We start from the raw sequence: 19,240 nt of genomic DNA, 5'->3' as shown, positions 1-19,240 counted from the left end.
GAAATGAAAAAAATCGTTTTAGCATTGAGTGTATGTTGCATCGCACTGGTGGCGCATGCCGAGTTTCCGGAAACGGACTACGCCCAGGTGAGCCCCGACGGTAAAGTCGCGGTTGCCAGTGTTAACCCGGAGGCAACCCGCATTGCTATGGAGGTGGTCAAACGTGGTGGTAATGCGGTTGATGCCGCTATTTCAGTCGCCTTTGCTCTGGGTGTGGTGGACGGCCACAACTCGGGTATCGGCGGTGGCTGTTTTATTCTGGTGCGCTTGGCCGATGGCCGCATATTGGCGCTTGACGGGCGCGAGATGGCTCCCGCTGCGGCAACGCGCGATATGTATATTGTAAATGGCAAGGCCGATCCTGAACTGAGCCGCACAGGGGCTTTAGCGGTGGGTATTCCCGGTTCAGTTGCCGCACTGGATAAATTACAAAAGCTGGGCGGAAAATTAACCTTTCGCGATGTTATTTTGCCTGCCGCTGACTTAGCGGAAAAAGGATTTCCGATTTCACCTGCATTGGCTGAGCGCATAGCCGCAACAGCGGATAATTTGGCAAAGTTTCCTGCCAGTGCCGCAATTTATTTGGATAAAAATAATCAACCGCTACCGGCGTTTTCAATACTGCAACAAAAAGATCTGGCTGCGACTTATCGGGCAATCGCCAAACAGGGGCCTCGTTATTTTTATCATGGCGATTTTGCAAAAAAAACCGGGCGCTGGATGGCGGCCAACGGCGGTGTCATCACGGACAAAGATTTTGCTAGCTATCAGATGAAAATGCGCAAGCCGATTGTGTCTGAATTTGCGGGCTACACTCTCTATGGTTTTCCACCGCCCAGTTCTGGTGGTGTTCACGTCGCACAAATTTTAAATATTCTTGAACAATTTGATTTGGATACACTGGCACCGGCAGAGCGCTATCACTTAATTGCCGAGGCAATGAAGTTTGCGTTTGCAGATCGCGCGCACTGGTTGGGCGACAGTGATTTTACCAAGGTGCCATTGAGCTTGGCGGATAAACGCTATGCACAAACGATCGCGAAAAAAATTAGCTTGGAAAAAACTACTGCCGATATTGCACATGGCAACCCTGATGTAGACATCCAACATTTAATGAATAAACACACTACACATATCGCTGCTGCCGATATGGAAGGTAATTGGGTGGCGATTACCTCAACCGTTAATACCAGCTTTGGTAGCAAAGTGGTTATTCCCGGAACCGGTGTGGTGTTAAATAATCAGATGGATGATTTTTCTGCACAAGTTGGTGCGGCTAACGCATTTGGTTTGGTGGGATCAGATGCAAATGCCGTTGCTGCGAAAAAACGCCCGTTGTCCAGTATGAGCCCGACACTGGTATTTAAAAACAATGAGCCGGTCATGACACTGGGTGCAGCAGGTGGGCCTACGATTATTTCGCAAGTGGTACAAACTTTATTGTATTCGCTTAACGATTCAATGCCGGTTGAAAAAGCCATGGCACAAGCGCGTATTCATCAACAGTGGAATCCCAATGTGTTATTTGTAGAGGCGGCTATGCCTGTTGAAATCCAACAAGCACTGCAGAAAAAAGGTCACGACTTGAAAATATGGCCGAGTATGGGGGCATCACAAGCGATTCAGTTGCGCGATGGCAAATTAGTGCCGGTTGCTGAACCGCGTGTGATTTTACAAAACCAAAAGAAAAATTGACCTGGCATTAACAATCGTTAATCGCCGATAACAGTTGGGCAGGATTAGTTTTTTCGTGAAAATAATTCCTGTTCAATTACGTGTAATAGCTGTTTATAGCCTGCGCTCAGTGTTTTTCGCACTTGGCGCACATCCACGTAGTAGGCCGCACGTTTACCGTGATACTCCACGGTGGGGCCTATTGAGGTAAAGTGAATTCCTACAAAGCCCAAGCTGCGTGCAAGCCTGGGCTCCATCATCACAAATACATGGTAGCGTCTGCTTTTGTAACAAATAGCAATTGCCGATAAATATAAACTGATGGCGATATACGGAAAGAAGCGCAATTCTTGCGTGGAAAATGTGTGTTCGTTAATAACCCCGGTTGCACTTCCTTCAATCTGGTCTGTTTGGCGTTTACGAAACGCAGCAGGTACAGCAAGACGCGATATTTCGCAGATGTGGTGTGGCAAGAAATTGCGCGGCGTTAAACTTGTGTGTGTCATGGCATGGGCACAGTAAGCTTCGATAGGAAGCAGCTCTTGTGCATTGTTACTGGTAATAACCCGTAAGGTGCCCGCCATGGCATTGGAACTTAAGTGACGAATGAAACAATGCAGGGAGCGATTATCAAAAAAATCCTGCTCTATTTGCTGTGAATTGGTTTCTTCAAAATGCAACTCTTCACAATAGACCTTATGGCGCAGTGCATAAACTTGTTGTTTGAGTGACTCTGAGTCTGCGATACCGGGGACTAAATAATGAGAAAAATGCTGTGCAATAAGTGTGGCCTGGTCGCTGGCAAGTGAGGCTGCACTTTGGTGGATAGTCGGGGTAGCCGGGGTTGACGAGCGATCGCTGCTGCGCATTTTGGCAGAGTTCAGTGTTAGGGATGAGGGTTTGGTTTGTTGCGTCATGAAAAATCCTTGTGTGAATCTCCAAATGGCCCATCGTGTAGTCTAGTTCTTCCCCAGTGTTTTGGGCATAAATAATTTAATCTATTGCTGTTGTTGGATATGCAATTTATTTTTACCGTGCGGATTGGTTTTATGGGTTGTAGAACTATACTTATCCTTCAGCACTCATACATAAATTTAGGGATAGTTATGTCAAAACCTGTGCATCAGCTACTGTGTTGTATCGGCATTTACCTGTTGCTCTACAGCGGTGTTGGTCTGGCTCAGGCGAATGTAAATGCGGCTCATGAAATAGTGATCCGTCAATCCCTTATTTCAGATATTAAAAACGAAGATTATTATTTTTATCGTTTGCTGCAATTGACGTTGGATAAAACGGCAGACAAATGGGGCAAGGCACAGATAAGGATGCTTCCCTATCGGTTAGAAGATAAGCGCTTGCGTGCGGGGTTGGCTCATGGAGCTGTAGATGTTCTTTGGTCTCCTACCAGTATGGAATTTGAACAGCAACTACTGCCGGTGCGAATTTCCTTATTGAAAGAACTTAATAATTATCGCGTGCTGCTTATTCGAAAGGATGATCAGCCCCGGTTTTCAGCCGTTAAATCACTTGATGACTTGCGCAAACTAAAGGGGGGCATAGGTGCACAATGGACAGATGCCGCCATCATGCAACACAACCGTTTGCCTCTGGTATTGGCTGTCGGTTATGAAAAATTATTCAAAATGCTGGCTGCCAAGCGGTTTGATTACTTTTCTCGAGGCCTGTATCAGATTCAATCGGAAGTAAATTTTTATCCGGAACTTGAATTAAAAATTGAACAGGAGTTGATGTTAAGTTATCCCAACCCTGTGTATTTTTTTGTTAACCAGAATAATAAAAAACTGGCACAGCGATTATCAGAAGGTTTGATTATTGCCCAGAAGGATGGCAGCTTTGATGCGTTGTTTAACTCGATCCCCCGCTATCAATGGGGGATCGAGCAATTGCAAAATTCTCAACGGCGATTGATTGAGCTGCAACCCTTGCCAGCTTCATCCCATCATCATTCCCTTTGATTAATGAATATTAAAAATTGCCGCTGATGCCCAGTGCATAACTGCGCGCAGGTAAGGGCGCTTTGTCTTTCAGGAAAGATGCATGCACGCGCGCATATTCGTCTGTCAGGTTGTTGCCTTTTAGATAAATTTTCAGGTTGTCACTGATGCTGTAACTGATTTGCGTATCAATCAGTGTGTAAGCATTGGATGCGGTTTCCAGTGCGGCAACATTGTTCTGTTCAAAATAATGTTGGCCGCTAATTTCTGCGCGCCATTTACCTAACTCGTATTCAGCTCTGGCGCCAACGCGCAGGGGCGGAATGCGCGGCAGATCGCTACTGCTCTCTAACGAATCTTTAAGTGTTGCGCGAATGTAATCACTGGTGAGGCTTAATTTTACCGCAGGCGTGAACTGCCATAGCACTTCACCTTCAAAGCCATACAGTTCTGCATCTTGTGCTCGATAAATAAAAACAGGTAATTCACTTTCATGATCGTGATCCTCTTCGCCGGCGTCTTCAGCGTGATCATGCGCGTGTTCACTTTCGTGTGTTAAACCTGTGTCGGTCAGATAGTAGTAATCATCAATGCGGTTGTAAAACGCGTTCAGGATGAAGCCAACATCGCCTTCAAATTTTCTCAATGAGATATCTATGTTGTTGGATGTTTCCGGTTTTACTTCGTTGCGCGCCAGATCAAAATGGAAATCGCCGTCATCGTCTTCTATTAATTGCAACAGTGCACCAACTTCATATAAGCCTGAGCCTATATGCGGTCCAAAGGATAATAATTCAGCGGCTGATGGCGTTCTTTCCGCATGGGTGTAAGAGAGGCCGATGTTATAGCCGGGTGTGAAATCCCATACCAGTCCAGCGGATGCACTAAATGGAGTTGATTCGTTATCAATGGAAAATACACGCAAGTGTTCTTGCGCATGAGATTCTGTTTCATCGTGATTATGCTCATTGAAGTCAACTTGAAAATTATCGGCACTGATTTTCACCTGTTCAATACGTGCACCTAATTGCACCAACACGTCGCCAAAATGGCGTTCTTCCATTAATGCAATTGCCAGACTGTGGGTTGAGCTTGGAGGTGTAAATGCTTCAGCGCCGATGGCTTCAAAATCGGTATTTTTAAAATGAAAGCTTAATGCTCCGCGCCAGTCGGCAATCGGATGATGGAATAAATCAAGGCGCGCTTCCTGGCTTTCATTTTTGAAAGTGGTGCCCACTTCGCCATTTTCGATTTCACTGTGCTCGTAATCAGTAAAACCAAAACGGGAATTCACTGCGCTAAACCAATCGTGATCGAGTGAAAGTTCGCTCAGTAATTGCACGCGGTCTTGTTTAAGGTCGGCATAGACATCCAGCGCTTCATCGCCGTGGTTGTGGCCAGGAATACCGTATTGGCGTTCAAGATGCCCGTAGGAAATACCAACAAAACCCTCATCCATAATGTAGCTGGTGCCGAGGTTAAAACCTTTCGCTTCCGTTGATGAGTTGGCTAAACGATCTTCATTGTGCTCTGCGTGATTTTCTTCTTCGTGTTCTTCATGGGTTTCGATTTCTGCCGCGCCGGGAATTTTGTAATCGTTCGCTTTGCGCCAAAAACCATCGAGGTGCACGCCAACATTGCCTACTCCGGAATTGCCGCTCGCGGATACTAGTTTGTCATTGGCAACCGAATCGCGTTCAAGCCGCCATTCGCCGTAAGTATCCAAACCCTGTGGTACGCGGTCATCGACAATATTCACCACACCGCCAATCGCCCCGCTGCCATAAAACAAGGTGGCAGGGCCGCGCAGGATTTCAATTTGACGCGCAGTAGAAGCTTCTGTCGCCACGGCATGGTCTGGGCCAATGCGCGATGCATCGCCCGCATCCAAACCGTTTTGGGTGATGAGTACACGCGGGCCTTCCAAGCCGCGGATGATTGGGCTGCTTGCCACAGGGCCGTAATAGCTGGAGTGCACGCCGACCTCATGTTTGAGTGTTTCACCCAGTGTGGATGCCTGGCGATCGCGCAGCCGTTCACCGCTTAACACATTCACGGGTTGGGCAGATTCCATATTGGATGCATGCCAGGGCAGGCCAATCACGTTCACCACTTCGATTGCGGTGTTACCCAATACCAATTCGGTTTGTTGCGAACCTTGGGTGACATGAAAGGTTTTGTGCATAAACGATGGTGCTTTTACATGCAGCTCAACTTCCTTGCCGGGTTGGGCGGGAACAGTGAATTGGCCTTTTTCATTGGCTTGAATGCGCAGGTTGGCACCGACGACTTCGAGTGTTGCATTGGCGATTGGCTGCCCCATGTCATCGCGCACTATGCCCTGCACTTGTGCCAGGGCAGATTGGCTGGCGGCAACTATCGCCATAAATAACAACGACTTTTTCATCTATTCACTCCGTATCAAACTGCTAAATCAAGAGGATTGCGCCTGCAGGCACCGTAATTTTTAGCAATGTTATATTATAACAATTTACAGGGCAACCTGTCCTTTAGAGAAACAATCCGTCTTTTAGAGAAGCAACCCGTCTTTGTCGTAAATTGGGGGCAAGGATGAAACGGGAATTTCTGTGTGTGACAGCCATTCCCGCGAGCGCAAGGTGGCGATGAATGATCGCTTGACTCACTTTGCCTAACCCCGTACCTTGCGCGCCGAGGTGTCTGATGGGTGATCATTCTTTGAGCGGGATGTAGCCGGGATCAGAGTCAATGGGAAGCCGGTGCGCCTGTCCATTCATTCAATGATGAATAAAGACAAGCAATCCCGGCACTGCCCCCGCAACGGTAAATCGATGATGTATATCTGCATCGATGAGTCCGATACCAGCCTCAATACCAGAGCCATGCTCTTATTTGTTCACGATGTCGCGGAGGGCTACATCGGTGGAAATCTGTGTATTTTTACGGGCTATGCCCGTTGCATCTTTTTCCGCTTTCCCTCCCTCATCCCTAATTCAGGATTGAGGAATCTCATGCTTTCTAAAACCACTCTCTTCACACTCACGCATTTGAGCGCTGCTATTGTTGCTGTGAGTTCTGCGCAGGTATTTGCAGCAGACAAAAAAGCCGACGATCAAACCAGCACTAAAAAACTGGAAACTGTTTACGTCAGTGCAACGCGCAGTGAAACGGCGCAAATGCCGGTGGCAACACAAATCAAGATCATTACCGATGAAGAAATTCGTATCAGTGGTGCGAAGTTGTTATCAGAAGTGCTGCGCACCCAGGCGGGTATCCAATTAACCGATTCCGATGGCAGTGGTGCGCGTAACGTAACTGTATCCATGCGTGGTTTGTCGGGTGCCAACAATGTGTTGGTGTTGGTAGATGGCCGTAAACTCAATAATCCATCGCTTGCTGCTCCCGCGTTAAATACGGTTGCGTTGAAAGATGTTGAGCGAATTGAAATTGTGCAGGGCAGTGCCGGTGTGCTTTATGGCGATCAAGCAGTTGGTGGTGTTATCAACATCATTACCAAGCGTGCTGCAGCCGGTGAAACGGATGGGGCACTCAGTGCTGCAACGGGTTCGGATAATCTGGAAGATTACAGCGCGCGCGTTAGTCAGGGTTTTGAAAATGGTTTTAGCTATAACCTGACTGCACAAAAACGCAATGTTGATAATTATCGCGACAACAACCAGTCTGCCTACGAAAATGTGATGGCAAGTGTTCGCTACGATGCGAAATACGGTTTTATTTTTATCGATGGACAGCAAGTAAAAGATGAGTTGCGCTTGCCCGGCACTATCAGCGACATGCAAGCCGCCGTTGATCGCCGTCACACAGATTCACCTAATGATTACAGCAATCAAGACACTGATAACTGGCGCGTTGGTGGAGGCGTTGATTTTTCAGAGCACTGGCAGTTGCAAGCTGAGTATTCTGATCGCAATGAAGAGGGTGTTCATTTTTACGATGATTATTGGGGTGGCAATACACCGGATCCAACAGAATATTCTGTGCGTGTTAAAAGTTTCACCCCGCGTTTGATTGGTGAATATGCAACTGCGAATGGCACTGCGATAGCGACCTTGGGATATGATCATCTGGATAGCGAATATGAGAGTAATAATCTATGGGCTCCGGTCAACTCCCGCCAGCAACAACATAGTTATTACGCGCAATTGGTTTATCCATTGCTGCCCAAATTGACGGCGACTCTGGGCGCGCGTCAGTCAGAAGTGCAAGATGAAAATCAGGGCGCGGTTGAAGTCTTGAAACAAGAAGATGACTTGACTGCAAGTGAGTTTGGCTTGAGCTATCAATTGACGGATGCCTGGCGAGCATTTGGCCGCTTTTCGGAAAGCTTCCGTTTTGCCAATGCAGATGAAAATGGTTTGGTTGCGAAAGATGTTGTTTTTTTGCAGCCGCAAACCGGCGAATCATTTGAAATAGGCACCCAGTGGCAGTCCGCTGCTGCCAGTGTCAGCTACTCGCTTTACAGCATGACCTTGAACGATGAAATTGTTTACGATAGCACTGTTGCAAACAATAAATTTTACAATGGTGCCAATATCAATTTGCCGGATTCAGAGCGTAAAGGTTTTATGCTGGATGTAAACTCTGCGATCAGCAAAGAGTTGTTTTTGCGCTTCAACTATACCTTTACCGATGCAGAAGTAGTTGATGGTCTTTTTGATGGTAAAGAGGTCCCGTTTGTTGCGGAGCATACCGGTAGTGCAGCGGTGGTATTTACGCCGATTGATTCGTTAAACCTCACCGTGGAAAGTATTTACACCGGTTCGCGTTACAGAGCAAATGATGAAGCTAACAGCGCACCGCGATTGGACGCATTGGTGGTATTCAATACGGCCATTAATTATCAATATGATCAATGGGAGTTCGGTGCCCGTATCAATAATATTACCAATGAACTCTATGCGGGTTTGCATTCCGTATGGGGGCAATATCCACAGCCAGAGCGTAACTACGAGGCAAGCATTAGTTATCGCTTCTAATGGCAATTAATCTGTTTACTTGTTAACGTGATGCCTTCAAGTGCTACTTGAAGGCATTTTTCTTTTTTGATTGATGGAGGTTTCCATGGTCCATGATGCAAATGACAATAGTGATAAAGCCCAGCGTCATAAAGAACGCATGCAACAACGCAAAGAAATTGTTGATGCTGCGATTGCACGCGCCGACGAAGAGCGCGGCGTTGTCATCGTACTAACTGGCGATGGAAAAGGTAAAAGCTCATCGGGTTTTGGTACTGCACTGCGCTGTCTCGGGCATGGTTACAAAGTTGCTATCGTGCAATTCATTAAAGGTACCTGGGAGTGCGGTGAAAAAAACTTTTTAACGGAAAGTATTTTTCGTGGTGAGTCGCCCAAGCTTGAATATTTTGTGATGGGCACTGGTTTTACCTGGGAAACCCAGAATGCCGAGCAGGATAAAGCAGCAGCTGAAAAAGTATGGGCAGAGTGTGAACATGTGTTTCGCGATCCTGAAATTCATTTGGTGTTGTTGGATGAATTGACCTATATGTTGAATTTTAAATATCTCGATAAAGATAAAGTGATTGAGGCAATACAAAATCGCCCACGCAACCAAAACGTGATTATTACCGGGCGAGGTGCAAAAAAATATCTGGAAGATTTGGCCGATACTTTCAGTGAGGTAAAGTCAGTCAAGCATGCTTTTAATGCCGGTGTAAAAGCACAAAAGGGTATTGAGTGGTAATGTTGCAACATGCCTAAAAAATCCAAAACCCTAATGGTGCAGGGCACCACGTCCGACGCGGGTAAATCTACGCTGGTTGCGGCACTGTGTCGCATCCTGAAAAAGCGTGGTGTATCAGTGGCTCCATTCAAGCCGCAAAACATGGCGTTGAATTCGGCGGTGACGATTGATGGTGGGGAAGTTGGCCGCGCGCAAGCGTTACAGGCACAAGCGGCGGGTTTACAGCCGCATACCGATATGAATCCCATTCTGATTAAACCAACCAGCGATACTAAAGCGCAAATCATTGTGCAGGGAAAAGCGATTACCGATATGGATGCGGCGGTTTATCATGATTACAAAACCAGGGCGATGGAATTTGTATTGGATTCCTATCAGCGGCTGCAAGCACAATACGATGTTATTGTTGTAGAAGGTGCAGGGAGCCCCGCAGAAATTAATTTGCGTGATCGCGATATTGCCAATATGGGTTTTGCCGAAGCAGCGGATTGCCCGGTTATTTTAATTGCCGATATCGATCGTGGTGGTGTATTCGCGCATTTGGTTGGCACCCTCGAATTATTAAGTGAATCAGAGCGTGCCCGCATCATCGGTTTTGTTATCAATCGTTTTCGTGGCGATATGGGATTATTGCAATCAGGCCTTGATTGGTTGGAACAAAAAACCGGAAAACCGGTGCTGGGTGTGATCCCTTATTTTCAAGGCTTGTATTTGGATGCGGAAGATGCGCTGACACAACATTCACGCAAACCAAATGCAGCATTGCGTGTAGCGGTATTGGCGTTGCCCCGTATTTCCAATCACACAGACTTTGACAGTTTGCGTTTGCATCCCCAAATCGATTTTTCTTGGGTGGGGCCAAAGCAAAAAATTCCCCCCTGTGATTTGTTGATTATCCCCGGCAGTAAAAACGTGCGTGCGGATTTACAATTTTTGCGAGACCAATTATGGGAGCCGCAAATAAAAAACCATTTGCGTTATGGTGGAAAACTCATAGGAATATGCGGTGGATTTCAAATGCTTGGCTCTTATATTCATGATCCATTGGGAATTGAGTCCGTAGCGGGAAGCTCTGTCGGATTGGGCTACTTTGCAATGACGACACAATTGGAACCCTTCAAGCAGCTACATCAATGTCATGGTTATTTATGGGATAAGCAGACCCCAATATGTGGATATGAAATTCATTGTGGTGTCAGTGAGGGTGCTGCATTACAGCAACCAGCAGGATATTTGTATCGGCATGAAACCCTGATGGCAGAGGGTGCGATCAGTGATGATGGAAAAATATTAGGAACTTATGTTCACGGTATTTTTGATCAGCCGGATGCGCTTGCGCTGTTGTTGGAATGGGCGGGGTTAGTGACTGATAGCGGTGAGCCTATCAAACTATCGATCGATAGTTTGCGTGAAGAATCTATCGAGCAACTTGCCCTGGGCGTAGAGCAAGTCTTGCGACCTGATTTTTTATCGGATTTGTGCCGTTAAACACTCAACTATGTACTTATAGCCCGATAGATAGCCCGGCAGGAAAAGTTTTAACGATTATACTTTCAGAGGTTTGTAGGGTTTATTGGCAAGCGTTAAGGAGCGCTGTTATGCGAGTAGTTTTAATAACATTATTATCAGCCGTCCTTGCTGTGGAGTCTGTGGCCCAGTCAGATGATGGGGTGTTATCCCATCAGCCTCATGTAGTCAATCTTGCTACTAATATATCGTCATCATTTACCTCGGATTTGCCCGTGGGTAGCGAACAAACATTGCTTCCGCATTTGCAATGTATTTTTAAGCAAATGACGCGTGACTACAGCGTGCAAGTGATTCCCTGGCGGCGCGCCTATCAAGATGTTAAAAGTAATCGCATCGACGGTTTTTTTACCGCAATCCCTATGCGCCAAATTGACCCTTACGCGGTCTTGTCTGCTCCTATGGTGCTGGAAAATTGGTATTGGTTCTGGCGCGCAGACACTATTGCGCCTGAATCCTGGCGTGAAGGTTATAAGTTGGGGTCGATTTTGGGTAGCCAACAGGAAACCTGGTTGGCAGAGGCGGGTTATCCTGTTGATATGAGCGCGAATAATTTGCCGCAGTTGATCAGGTTATTACAGGGAAAACGTATCGACGTAATACTGGCAGATCGGGAAAATTTTTTGCATGCTGCCAAAGAATTGAAAGTAGATCCTGATCATTTCCAATCGCGTTTTTTCCGTTATGTTCCTTTGGGCGTTTATTTTAATGAGCAGTTTTTAAATCAGAACCCGGATTTTCTTGTGCAATTTAATCAGCACATAACCGGTTGTGCGACAGCCCAGTTTGCAGTGACGGACTACGAACAGCAACTTATCAAGGACTTGCTTATCCGTAAAATTGAACGTTGGAAACGTCTGCCAAAACTGGAATCGATACTTAAAAGTCACAATGTAAAAAATCGCTCTTTAAGTAAACAGGATATTATTGAGCGCGATAAAAAATGGACAAAAACCTTTTTGCAAGGCGATTTTTCTTATTCGCTGGATTTGGTTGATCAGGAGTTGTCGGCACAATTACGTGAAATCAAAAAACAATCGCAAGATATGATTACGGAAATTATAGTGACTGATGAACGCGGTATTAATGTTGCCATCAGCGATATGACGTCAGACTATTGGCAAGGTGATGAAGAAAAATTCACAACAGTATTTGCTAAACCAGCGAATACCTTGCATTTCGGCGCAATCAATTACGATGAATCAACCAAGCGCTTTCAGTTACATTTAAGCGTTCCGTTATTTAGTGGCGCTTCCGCAGAGCCAATCAGTAACGAATCAAATGGGCAAAAATCTGAACCCTTGGGGGTGATGGTATTTGGCGTAGATATTGAAAAAGTATTGTCGCAGGCGCAGTAGTATCTGCGCCTGCGTTATTAATCGCGTTTAAGTTGTTGGTTGATCATTTTAAAAAAGTGAGTGATTCAACCAAAGGTGAACATACACACTTGCGAAATAGCCCAGCGCAACTACCGGTGTCCATTTCAAGTGCCCCAGAAAGGTATAGTAACCACGAGCCTGCCCCATCAGTGCAACACCTGCGGCTGAACCAATGGATAGCATACTGCCACCAACGCCGGTCGTCAGGGTAATTAACAGCCATTGACCATGCGAGAAATCCGGTGCCATAGTGAGCACTGCATACATCACAGGAATATTGTCGATAACGGCAGAAACCAACCCCAAACTTATGTTGGAAACTGTTTCACTAAAATTGCCATAAAGTGATTCAGACATGAGTGTCAGATAGCCCATAAAACCAAGCCCTCCTACACACATAATAACCCCGTAGAAAAAGAGCAAGGTGTCCCACTCCAGGCGCGCTAAAGGCTGGAAGACATCAAAAGGCAGGGGAACTTTAGTGACCGGATTTTCATTTTTGTCCGGCATAAAATCGGATTGTACTGCTTCTACTTTTTTAAGATCGACAATGCCTTTTTTACGTAAATAGAATCCGTATATTTTTAAATACGCCAGCCCCAGCATCATACCCAATACTGGCGGCATGTGAATGAGCACATGTCCGAGTACCGCACTGGCGATGGTAGCCAAAAACAAAAGCAGAATAGGGAATGCACCTTCTTTATAGGTGAGTGTTTCCAGAAATAAATCTTCCTCGTCTTTTTGCGCAATTTTGTTTTGAATAAAAAAGCTCATGATGGCTGCGGGCACAAGGAAATTAGTAAGCGATGGTAGGAATAAATGGAAGAAAGTAAAAAAATCCACTTTTCCAGCTTGCCAGACCATTAGGGTGGTAATGTCACCAAAGGGGCTAAATGCGCCGCCAGCGTTAGCCGCTACAATAATGTTAACGCAACACATATTGATAAACGCTTTTTCATTTTCGGCAATTTTTAATACCACGGCGCACATCAGCAATGCTGTGGTGAGATTGTCGGCAATCGGTGAGATAAAAAAAGCCATCAATCCCGTAATCCAAAATAATTGACGATAGCTAAACCCTTTTTTTATCAGCCAGCCGCGCAATGCATTGAACAGCCCGCGCTCATCCATGGCGTTGATGTACGTCATGGCAACTAACAGGAATAACATCAACTCCGCAAATTCAAGCAACGTGTGACGGAAGGCCTGCTCTGCTAAGGCAGATTGTTCATGTTGTGTGTAAATCCAACCGATAATGACCCAGATAATACCGGCAGCCGCGAGTACTGGTTTGGATTTACGTAAATGCAATTTTTCTTCGAGCATCACAAACGCATAAGCAATGACAAATAAGCCTACGCAAAACCAACCTGCAGTTGTTTGGGTTAAGTCAAGGTTGGCTCCATCAGCTGCATAGGCGTTGGGGCCTATTAGTAGAAGCAGGAGCGGTGAAAGGAGCGTCAGGATTTTATGTAGCATGGGTTCTCCTATGAACAGGTTCTTTATCGTTTTTTATAAGCAGTAGTGTGGTTATTGTGATCCCCGGAAACAAAAAAGGCAGCTCGTGTGAGCTGCCTTTTTCGATCTTTTTACGCCTTGAGCGGTTTGTATTTCATCCGCTTCGGCTGTGAATCATGCCCCTTACGTTTGACGAAATCCTCGTGATATTCCGTGTAGTTGCCTTCAAAGAAAACAATATCGGAATCGCCTTCGTAGGCGAGGATGTGGGTTGCAATACGGTCGAGGAACCAGCGGTCGTGCGAGATCACCAGTACGCAACCCGGGAAAGCGAGGATCGCATCTTCCAAGGCGCGCAGGGTTTCGATGTCCAGGTCGTTTGAAGGTTCGTCGAGCAAGAGTACGTTTGCGCCTTGTTTCAAGGTGTTGGCCAAATGCAAACGGCCACGCTCACCGCCGGAGAGTTCGCCCACACGTTTTTGTTGGTCAGAACCTTTGAAGTTAAAACGGCCGACGTAGGAACGGGAGTTCACTTCGTAGTTGCCGATTTTCAAAATGTCCAAGCCATCGGATACCGCTTCCCATACGGACTTTTTATCGTCCAGATTTTCGCGGCTTTGCTCAACGTAAGCGACTTTTACTGTGTCACCAATCGTCACAGTACCGCTGTCAGGTTTCTCAGTGCCAGCGATCATACGGAAGAGGGTGGATTTACCCGCACCGTTACCACCGACAATACCTACTACCGCGCCTTTAGGAATGCTCAGCGACAGGTTGTCGATTAACAGGCGGTCGCCGTAGCCCTTGCTGACGTTCTCCAACACGATGACTTTATCGCCCAAACGCTCACCCGGCGGAATGTAGATCTCGTTAGTCTCGTTGCGCGCCTGGAATTCTTGCGATTGCAGTTCATCAAAGCGGGCCAGACGCGCCTTGCTCTTGGCTTGGCGGCCTTTGGGGTTTTGGCGCACCCACTCCAATTCGGTTTTCAGCGCTTTTTGGTGTGCAGCTTCAGCGCGCTGCTCCTGCTCCAAACGGGCATCTTTTTGTTCCAGCCAGCTGGTGTAGTTACCCTCGTAGGGGATGCCGTGGCCGCGGTCGAGCTCCAGAATCCAGCCGGCGGCGTTATCGAGGAAGTAGCGGTCGTGGGTAATCGCCACCACGGTACCGCTGAAGTTGTGGAGGAACTGCTCCAGCCAGTAAACCGATTCCGCATCAAGGTGGTTAGTAGGTTCGTCCAGCAACAACATATCGGGGCGGGACAAGAGCAGGCGGCACAGCGCCACACGGCGGCGCTCACCACCGGAGAGTTTGGTTACGTCGGCATCCCATGGCGGCAGGCGCAGGGCGTCGGCGGCAACTTCCAAGGTGTGCTGCAGGTTGTGGGCGTCCCAAGCTTGGATGATGTCTTCGCATTTGGCTTGTTTCTTGGCCAGCTCGTCAAAGTCGGCATCGGGTTCGGCGTAGGCGGCGTAGATGGCATCCAGCTCGGCCAGCGCATCCACGGCTTCGCGTACACCGTCTTGCACGTTGCCTAATACATCTTTGTTAGGGTCGAGTTGCGGTTCCTGCGGCAGGTAGCCGATTTTGATACCCGGCATTGGGCGGGCTTCGCCGTTAAAATCCTGATCCACACCAGCCATGATGCGCAACAAGGTGGATTTACCTGAGCCGTTCAGACCGAGCACACCAATCTTGGCGCCGGGAAAAAACGACAGGGAGATGTCCTTTAAAATTTCACGCTTGGGTGGCACAACTTTGCCAAGCCGATGCATGCTGTATACGTATTGAGCCATGGGGCTAGACCTCGGTAAAAAAGGTTGGCATTTGCCAACAGGGTGAAAATCAGCGGACGTACTATAAAGAAAGCGTCCCGCGAGTGAAAGCATTGGGGCAGGATTGCCGATTTTGTGTTGCCCTGAATAAAAATTCGCAGAATATTATGGCTAATAAATACACAGCAGATAAAATGAGCCCCGTTTGGAAAGATAGCGAAAGTCTGGCGTGCTTATTATCCCTTCCGTTATTGCGGAAGGAGCTGTTGATATGCTGCGCCTCCCGAAACTCATGAGATGTAAACGCACATGGACAAAGAGCAAATATTACAAGAATTAAAAAAGGGGGCTTCATCCTGGAATCATTGGCGAAAACACCAACTGATGGGTGAAATCAACCTTGATGGTGTTGAATTGGAAGGGATGAATTTTGATGAATATGATTTATCCAAAGTATCGCTGCGCAACTCCCGCATCACGCATTGCAGTTTTAGATACGCCGATTTAATTCTTGCAAACCTTCAATCTGCACAGTTTCAGCATAATGATTTATCCCACGCAAAATTAATTGCAGCAAATCTTACGAGTTGCGATTTAAGTCATTCAATTTTGTTTCGTGCCAACATGCTCACTGCCAATACCCGCAATGCGCGGTTGGAAAATATTGATTTTCGCGGACATGATATTAGCGGCTTAATTTTGCGCGATATATCGCTTGCTGGTAGTAATTTGGAAAATCAGCAATTGGCACGCGTTGATCTAAGTAATTCCAACCTTGCCGAGGTAAATTTACAGCGTGCAGATTTATCCAATGCCATTCTGAGTGGTGTTAATTTGTCTGGAGCCAATGTACGTGATGCACTGCTGGTTGGTGCGGTATTTAAGTCAGCTAATTTACAGGGAGTTGATTTAAGCCATATGGATATACACAAGTCTGATTTTACCGGTGCTAATTTAGTCGATGCCGATTTACGCGGCGCACATTTGGGTAAAGTTAAACTCACAGGAGCCAATATCACTGGGTGCAAATTGTGGAAAATTACCAGTGCGGGATGGAGCATTGCAAACATTCAATGTGGATATGCTTATTGGGATAAAAACGGCAAAGAAAAAACAATCTATCGAGCGCATGAATTCGAACGAATTTTTGCTGAATCGATTACGGTTGAGTTGCGCTATCCCTATCGCCTTGCCGATCATGAATTGGCGACACTACCTATTTTTATTGAGCATTTGGCTGCATCCCATTGGGGAACGATATTGCACTTGAAATCGATCAGTGATGTGGCGGGCGGTGCCTTGGTAAAGTTTGTTGTGGAAGAGGTTGGAAGTCATAACCCATCCGAGTTAAAAAACCAATTACAGGCCGAAGCTGAGCGCATCCAACTGGCGCAGTTGATGTTACGCACCAATACACAGCTGCATCTGCAATTAAAAGAAAAAATGGCTGCCATACGCGAAGAGTTTTGGCCCAGGCTACTTGAGCTGGCTGCTGATTATGAAAAAGATCAGGTACGTAAATTAACTATTTTGTTTATGGATCTAAAAGGTTTTTCGAAATGGGGGAATGATGAGCTTTCGGAAAAGTTATCGCTATTTCGTGGGCTGATAAAACCTATCTTGAAAAAATGGACGGCAGGCCATCCAAACATGGAAGGGGATTCGTTACGTGTCACGTTTAAAAATGCAACAGCAGGTTTGGCGTGTGCCTGCATGATGCGTAATGTACTGCGTGCTGCGGGTTTTGAATTGCGGATAGGTGTGGAATTAGGTGAAGTGGTTGTTGTTCACAACGAAGTTACCGATATTCCTGATTTGGAAGGTGTTGCTGTGAGCATGGCTGCACGTATGGAGGCTGCAGCAGAGCCTGGTGAGGTATTGGTGAGCCATAAGGTGCGTCACTATGCGGAGCGCAGTGATTTATTCAGTTTTACGCCGCGTCGTGTGCCACTTAAAAAATCTATTGGTGAAATAGCGCAGGGCGAATACATTGAGTGCTTTTCGGTAGAGTCGACAAAAAATTTACAAGACTCGCAACTGTTGTAGGTCGTATTGTTTCTGATTGGCTTTTTTAAAGAAACAAGTTCGGCCTTATGCAAGCAGCACTGAAAGAAAAATTATAATTTGGTATTAATCTATGGAAGAGTACAGCAAGACCAAAACCAGCTTTTATCGACGCATTTATGTAACCTGGCTGATAGAGCAGGGCAGTAATAGTGTGCCCCGGATTATTGCCGCAACGGGAATGCCTCGGCGCACGGCACAAGACACATTGGCGGCTATCCATGAATTAGCAATTATATTAGAAAATAATGCAGGTATTTATCGAGTTGTTGATTGGGGAGCCGTTAATCGTGAATGGGTGCTTATGAATATCGAACAGATAAAGAGAGTCTTGAATTATCCTTAACGCCAGTTTGTAACTGGTTGCTTTAGGAAGTTGGTTGGTTACCTTTTTTTGTTTAATCGTAAATCTGTTTCTTTTTCCATTTTGCATTTTCTTCGTCAAAGTGTTTCCATTCTTTGCTTGAAGTATCTGCATTGTTTGTTGTGGTTGTCGTTGCCGGGTTTTCAGTATTAGTGACTTCTGGTGCGGCATCAGCCTTTTCTTGTAGCTTCGCAATGACTGCGTCAAGTTGGGCGATCTGTTTATCAAAGCCGTGACTGGCATTTTCTGCAGCCAAGGCTTTGCGAGCCAGCCCGTAATGGTGAATAGCCAGGCGCGTTTTGCCCACTTGCTGAGCTTGTCGAGCATTAAAAGCATGACCATCAACAGATATCTGCAGTACCAAGCGATTGATTTGGTCGGTATAGGCATCGGTTTGCACTTGATTGATCAATTGCATTGCTGATTGTTGCAGCACAAATTTGTATAGCTCTTGTAATAAATGATGCGCTTCTTTGATTTGTTGGGGATTGTCCAGGCGGACTCTCCCTTGCGTAGATTGATTGTCTTTTTGGGCTGCGAGCAAATTACTATAAAGGCTTAACTGTTCTGCGTGAGTTGGGTCCTTGGGTTCCAGGCGCGACAACTGTTCGCAGCAGTCGATCATGGCGCGATAAAGTAAACCGGTCAGGTCATTCGATAAAAATCCGGCAGGGAATCCGGTAGCAAGATCGCGAAAGGTATTTCTTCTGGCGCGAAGCGCAGTAATAAGTCGCTGTCGTTGTGCACGGCGCTTTTCAATAGAATGTGACAAGAATAGATATCCAGCCAACAAAATCAGAAGCAGAAATACTGCGGCTATTACATAAGCTGACATGATGTTTTTAAAACCTTATTGGTTAAATGTTGGGCATAGAGTTACAGATAAGTATAGCATTGAAAAAACTGGCGCAAGAATTTGCGTTTTGGGCGGCCTATATAACCGCTAAGTGCTTGTTTCCACTCTGATAAAAAAAGAAGTAAAAGTGTTGACACGAACGGGGGCGATCCCTAGAATGCGCCCCACTTCTGACGCAGACACTTGTTGAAAAACGGTTAATGCCCAGATGGTCCGGGTCCCCTTCGTCTAGTGGCCTAGGACACCGCCCTTTCACGGCGGTAACAGGGGTTCGAGTCCCCTAGGGGACGCCACATTTAGCGGGAATAGCTCAGTTGGTAGAGCATAACCTTGCCAAGGTTAGGGTCGCGAGTTCGAGTCTCGTTTCCCGCTCCAACTTCTCTCTCAAAGAGAGGTTAAAGCAGTAAGCAATACGTTTTAATCTGTTAGTGAAGTACGTTTTATTGTTGTCATCTAGACAGCTTTCAAAATGTCCCCTTCGTCTA

At 46.4% G+C, this 19,240-nt stretch carries 13 protein-coding genes, 3 tRNA genes and 1 riboswitch (1 of these 17 only partly in view); of the genes, 11 read left to right on the top strand and 5 right to left on the bottom strand.

Annotated elements, in window-relative coordinates; translation table 11 throughout:
• Window positions 1–3: 3 nt before the first annotated feature.
• Window positions 4–1,695, top strand: a complete 1,692-nt coding sequence (gene ggt, locus B2739_RS07660) for a gamma-glutamyltransferase (RefSeq protein WP_331345275.1) — start codon at window positions 4–6, stop codon at window positions 1,693–1,695.
• A 44-nt stretch (window positions 1,696–1,739) separates the two neighbouring features.
• On the opposite strand, the gene B2739_RS07655 is transcribed toward ggt, so the two are convergent.
• Entirely contained in the window at window positions 1,740–2,591 is an 852-nt protein-coding gene (locus B2739_RS07655) for a PEP-CTERM/exosortase system-associated acyltransferase (RefSeq protein WP_331345274.1), read from the bottom strand.
• Window positions 2,592–2,690: 99 nt separating this feature from the next.
• Between B2739_RS07655 and B2739_RS07650 the strand changes: the two genes are divergently transcribed.
• Window positions 2,691–3,650: a transporter substrate-binding domain-containing protein gene (locus B2739_RS07650; protein ID WP_331345273.1), complete on the top strand. Its 960-nt coding sequence runs from the start codon at window positions 2,691–2,693 to the stop codon at window positions 3,648–3,650.
• A 10-nt stretch (window positions 3,651–3,660) separates the two neighbouring features.
• On the opposite strand, the gene B2739_RS07645 is transcribed toward B2739_RS07650, so the two are convergent.
• Entirely contained in the window at window positions 3,661–6,036 is a 2,376-nt protein-coding gene (locus tag B2739_RS07645) for a TonB-dependent receptor (protein ID WP_331345272.1), read from the bottom strand.
• 265 nt (window positions 6,037–6,301) lie between these two features.
• A riboswitch (cobalamin riboswitch) is annotated at window positions 6,302–6,478 on the top strand.
• 141 nt (window positions 6,479–6,619) lie between these two features.
• Here B2739_RS07645 and B2739_RS07640 point away from each other — a divergent pair.
• The 4 genes from B2739_RS07640 to B2739_RS07625 all read left to right on the top strand — a co-directional run bounded on the left by B2739_RS07640 (window position 6,620) and on the right by B2739_RS07625 (window position 12,214).
• Window positions 6,620–8,605 (top strand): TonB-dependent receptor, encoded by a 1,986-nt coding sequence (locus B2739_RS07640; protein ID WP_331345271.1) that lies wholly within the window; start codon window positions 6,620–6,622, stop codon window positions 8,603–8,605.
• 85 nt (window positions 8,606–8,690) lie between these two features.
• A complete protein-coding gene (gene cobO / locus B2739_RS07635) occupies window positions 8,691–9,329 on the top strand; it encodes a cob(I)yrinic acid a,c-diamide adenosyltransferase (protein WP_331345270.1) in 639 nt (212 codons plus the stop codon).
• A 9-nt stretch (window positions 9,330–9,338) separates the two neighbouring features.
• Entirely contained in the window at window positions 9,339–10,817 is a 1,479-nt protein-coding gene (locus tag B2739_RS07630; RefSeq protein WP_331345269.1) for a cobyric acid synthase, read from the top strand.
• 110 nt (window positions 10,818–10,927) lie between these two features.
• On the top strand, window positions 10,928–12,214 hold the full coding sequence (locus B2739_RS07625) for a hypothetical protein (RefSeq protein ID WP_331345268.1): 1,287 nt from the start codon (window positions 10,928–10,930) through the stop codon (window positions 12,212–12,214).
• Window positions 12,215–12,262: 48 nt separating this feature from the next.
• Here the strand turns inward: B2739_RS07625 and nhaD are convergent, their stop codons facing one another.
• Both nhaD and ettA read right to left on the bottom strand, forming a co-directional pair.
• Window positions 12,263–13,717, bottom strand: a complete 1,455-nt coding sequence (gene nhaD / locus B2739_RS07620; protein WP_331345267.1) for a sodium:proton antiporter NhaD — start codon at window positions 13,715–13,717, stop codon at window positions 12,263–12,265.
• A 110-nt stretch (window positions 13,718–13,827) separates the two neighbouring features.
• On the bottom strand, window positions 13,828–15,492 hold the full coding sequence (gene ettA / locus B2739_RS07615; RefSeq protein ID WP_331345266.1) for an energy-dependent translational throttle protein EttA: 1,665 nt from the start codon (window positions 15,490–15,492) through the stop codon (window positions 13,828–13,830).
• Window positions 15,493–15,780: 288 nt separating this feature from the next.
• Between ettA and B2739_RS07610 the strand changes: the two genes are divergently transcribed.
• Window positions 15,781–17,517, top strand: a complete 1,737-nt coding sequence (locus B2739_RS07610) for a pentapeptide repeat-containing protein (protein WP_331345265.1) — start codon at window positions 15,781–15,783, stop codon at window positions 17,515–17,517.
• Window positions 17,518–17,608: 91 nt separating this feature from the next.
• Window positions 17,609–17,881 (top strand): helix-turn-helix domain-containing protein, encoded by a 273-nt coding sequence (locus B2739_RS07605; protein WP_331345264.1) that lies wholly within the window; start codon window positions 17,609–17,611, stop codon window positions 17,879–17,881.
• Window positions 17,882–17,933: 52 nt separating this feature from the next.
• On the opposite strand, the gene B2739_RS07600 is transcribed toward B2739_RS07605, so the two are convergent.
• Window positions 17,934–18,671 (bottom strand): hypothetical protein, encoded by a 738-nt coding sequence (locus tag B2739_RS07600; RefSeq protein WP_331345263.1) that lies wholly within the window; start codon window positions 18,669–18,671, stop codon window positions 17,934–17,936.
• 301 nt (window positions 18,672–18,972) lie between these two features.
• Between B2739_RS07600 and B2739_RS07595 the strand changes: the two genes are divergently transcribed.
• The 3 genes from B2739_RS07595 to B2739_RS07585 form a co-directional block, all read left to right on the top strand.
• Window positions 18,973–19,048, top strand: a tRNA-Glu gene (locus B2739_RS07595).
• A 6-nt stretch (window positions 19,049–19,054) separates the two neighbouring features.
• Window positions 19,055–19,130, top strand: a tRNA-Gly gene (locus B2739_RS07590).
• A 96-nt stretch (window positions 19,131–19,226) separates the two neighbouring features.
• A tRNA-Glu gene (locus B2739_RS07585) sits at window positions 19,227–19,240 on the top strand; it runs 79 nt beyond the window's last position.

Source organism: Cellvibrio sp. UBA7661, assembly GCA_002483365.1.
In the GTDB taxonomy this organism is placed as follows: Bacteria; Pseudomonadota; Gammaproteobacteria; order Pseudomonadales; family Cellvibrionaceae; genus Cellvibrio.
This window is presented reverse-complemented; position numbering and strand designations above follow the sequence as displayed.